At 59.3% G+C, this 3055-nt stretch carries 4 protein-coding genes; 2 read left to right on the top strand and 2 right to left on the bottom strand.

From position 1 onward, the window contains the following. Positions 1 to 100: 100 nt before the first annotated feature. Positions 101 to 799 (bottom strand): GlxA family transcriptional regulator, encoded by a 699-nt coding sequence (locus ACKOED_RS04360; protein WP_408915356.1) that lies wholly within the window; start codon positions 797 to 799, stop codon positions 101 to 103. A gap of 78 nt (positions 800 to 877) precedes the next feature. On the opposite strand from ACKOED_RS04360, the gene ACKOED_RS04355 reads away from it, so the two are divergent. Both ACKOED_RS04355 and ACKOED_RS04350 read left to right on the top strand, forming a co-directional pair. Continuing rightward, entirely contained in the window at positions 878 to 1501 is a 624-nt protein-coding gene (locus ACKOED_RS04355; RefSeq protein ID WP_408915354.1) for a LysE family translocator, read from the top strand. Beyond that, positions 1498 to 1917, top strand: a complete 420-nt coding sequence (locus ACKOED_RS04350; protein WP_408915352.1) for a cupin domain-containing protein — start codon at positions 1498 to 1500, stop codon at positions 1915 to 1917. The genes ACKOED_RS04355 and ACKOED_RS04350 overlap by 4 nt, the downstream gene beginning before the upstream one ends. 69 nt (positions 1918 to 1986) lie before the next feature. Here the strand turns inward: ACKOED_RS04350 and ACKOED_RS04345 are convergent. Continuing rightward, positions 1987 to 3055: IS481 family transposase (locus ACKOED_RS04345; RefSeq protein ID WP_408915351.1), on the bottom strand; the 1069-nt coding region annotated here is incomplete at its 5' end.

Raw genomic sequence — 3055 nt, 5'->3', positions numbered from 1 at the left:
CCCTCTCGATGACAAATGGCTCGAAAAACGCCCATTCCTTGTCCGACATCAACCCGCGAACCATCGCTGTTCTCCGCAAAGAACAGCCTTGAATCAGAAATCACGTGATTTGTGAATCCACTTTGTCAACACCACCTAGGCTCTCCAACCGGAGCGGTTCACTGAACTGAGACTGGCTACCCGGACGGCGCAGGAAAACGACAAGAGCGCGTGCAATTCTCAGAGCGACGGCACGTCCATGATCTGCTTCGACCATTGCGAGCGACATATCGATCCCCGTCGTGACGCCCACCGACGTCCATATGTGATCGGATTGTACGTAGACCTGGTCGGGCATCACCTTGACCTTTGGAAATCTGGTTCGCAGCCGGTCGCACCAACGCCAATGGGTCACGGCCTTCCGGCCATCCAGAAGCCCCGCCTCCGCCAACAGGAACGCACCGATGCAGATCGACCCGATCCGCCGCACCCGCGCCTGTGCGGATCGGAGCCAGGCGAGGAGGCGCTGATCGCCGAGCATGGTCAAGCCGTCGTCCGCGCCAGGTACGAGCAATGTGTCGATTGCATCTATATCAACATCGTAGAGCCTGCATGTGACGAGCTCAACTCCACAATCGAGGGCGACTTTGCCTCCGTCAGGTGAGGCGAAAATGACGCTGTAGAGCGGCTGCCCGTCGACAGCGCGAGCTTCGTGAAAGACTTGAGCCGGCCCCATGGCGTCAAGGCTGAACGTCCCATCGCACACAAGGATCGCGACCTTATGCAGCTTAGTGGAGAACGTGGCAGAAAATGAGGTCAAATTGTCCTCCCAATCTTCCCGCAGAAGGTTACCCTAAGGCGAGGAAGTTAAGAAAGCAGTAACTGTTGCGGGGAGCTCATGGATTTTCAGTTGATGGTTGCTCTCATCGTATTTTTGTTCCCACTTGCCTACAGCCCCGGGCCAGGTAACGCGTTCTTCGCTTCGATCGGCGCCGCCAATGGATTGCGAGCAGCAGTTCCCGCTCTTATAGGATATCATGCGGCAACTTTCATTGTGACGGTCATGATCGGCATGGGGGCTGGGCTTCTGTTCCTGTCAGAGCCCCGTGTCGCACGCACATTGTCGATTCTTGGTGCTGCTTATGTCTTCTGGCTGGGATACCTGTTCCTCAGAGCCTCCATGGAGACTCAGGCTAGCCGCCGCAGCAGCGGCGCGCCTGTATCGATCAGGTTCGCCGACGGGGCGCTGATCCTCCTGTTTAATCCGAAGGCGTATTATATCATCGGGTTATTGTTTACACAATTTCTGGTTCCGCCGAATGTTGGTCTTGCGGCGGTATTGAGCATTACTGCGATTTTTACTTTGAACAATCTCGTCGCCTTTGTCGTGTGGACGCTCGCCGGCGCCGCCATCGCGCGTCTTTTCACAAGCGAAGGGGCCAACCGGCGCGTCAATCTCCTATTCGCGCTCTGCATGATCGGCGTCGGCGTGTGGATGCTCATCCCGGCTCTCACAGGATGAATTCTCCACCTGTTTCCTTACATCCCCAATCAAGAGGCAAGACAACAATGTTTGATCGCAGCGAAGCCCAGGATCACGTTACTGACGAGTATGGCGGCCGCTTCCGGCGTCTCTACCCTTGGGAAGGCGTAGCGTCGCCGCCATGGGGCGGCGCGATAATGACGATCGCGCCCGGCGATAGTTCGACTCCCCACAATCACGACGAGGAAGAGACATTCATCTTCCTCTCAGGTGAAGGCGTCATGTCCGTCGATGACGAAACTCGGCGCGTCGGCAAGGGAGATGTCGTATACCTCCCGCGCTTCTCCAGGCATCTCGTGAAGAACGTGTCTCCAGATAATTGGAGGTGTTATGCGTCTGGTGGGGTGCCCCACGCACCGGTTCTCAATTTTGATCGCGTGAGGAGATTCTGGTGACCGAAACCTTCATTGTTACCGCTGTACAAGAACAGTAATCACCTGACAGTTGCCGCTCGCTGACGCGGGTCAGGCGGCGATGTGGTCTTGGCGTTTTCTGGGCTTTGCTTTCTCCTTCTGTTTCGGTTGCGGTTTGGGCAGGCCGGCGATGAAGACGGTCTCTGGCGTCCTGCCGTTCATGCCACGGCCCTGGTGGGGACGTTTCGTGTTGTAGCCGGCGAGGTAATCGTCGAGAACCGCCTGCATTTCGCCGATGGTCTCGAACCAGGTCCGCCGCCCTTCGACCCGGAAGTGCTCGTCGAGCAGGGTGCGGCGGAAGCGCTCGGCGATGCCGTTGGACTGCGGCCGCTTGACCCGCGTAGTCCGGTGCTCGATCTCTTCCAGTTGCAGGAACAGCTCGTAGGGATGCTGGTCGGGGCGGCCGCAATATTCCCGGCCATTGTCGGAAAGAACCACCTCGATCCGGGCGTTGTGGGCCTCGAAGGCGGGAAGTACGTCGGTGTTCATCAGGTGCACGGCGGTGACCGGCAGCTTCGAGGAATAGAGCCTCGCCCAGCCATAGCGCGAGTGGCAGTCGATGGCGGTCTGCAGATAGACCTTGCCGACCCCCTTGAGGGCGCCCACGAAGAAGGTGTCGACCGCCACAAGGCTGCCCGTATGCGGGGCCTCGATGTGCCGCTCGCGGAACTCAGGGCTGAAGCGTTCGAGAAGCCGGATCTGCTCGTCCTTCAGTTCGATGCGGCGTTCGGCCGTCTCCCTTTCGAGCCGGAGCAGGCGTTCGTGCCTGGTGGCCAGGCCATGGCGCAGCCATACGCCCCGCACCCCGCCGGAGGACACTTCGATGCCCTTCAGCCGCAACTCCTGCTCCACCCGTGTCGCCCCGTGGCAGGGGTGCTCAAGGGCGTGGGCGAGGATGGCGGCCTCGATCTCGGGGGCCACCCGGTTGGGATGCGGTCCCCGGGCGCCGGGCAGCCGGTCAATGAGGCCATCCGCGCCGTAGGTCTGGAAGTTCCGCCTGATTTCATAGAACTGCTGCCGGGAATAGCCCATCAGCTTGCAGGCCTTGGAAACATTCGAGAGTTCTGAAGCAAGCTCGAGCAAGGAAAGCTTCCGGCGTGCTATCTTCTGGTCCGTGGTC

It is taken from the genome of Aestuariivirga sp., from assembly GCF_046093005.1.
Classification (GTDB): domain Bacteria; phylum Pseudomonadota; class Alphaproteobacteria; order Rhizobiales; family Aestuariivirgaceae; genus Aestuariivirga.
This window is presented reverse-complemented; position numbering and strand designations above follow the sequence as displayed.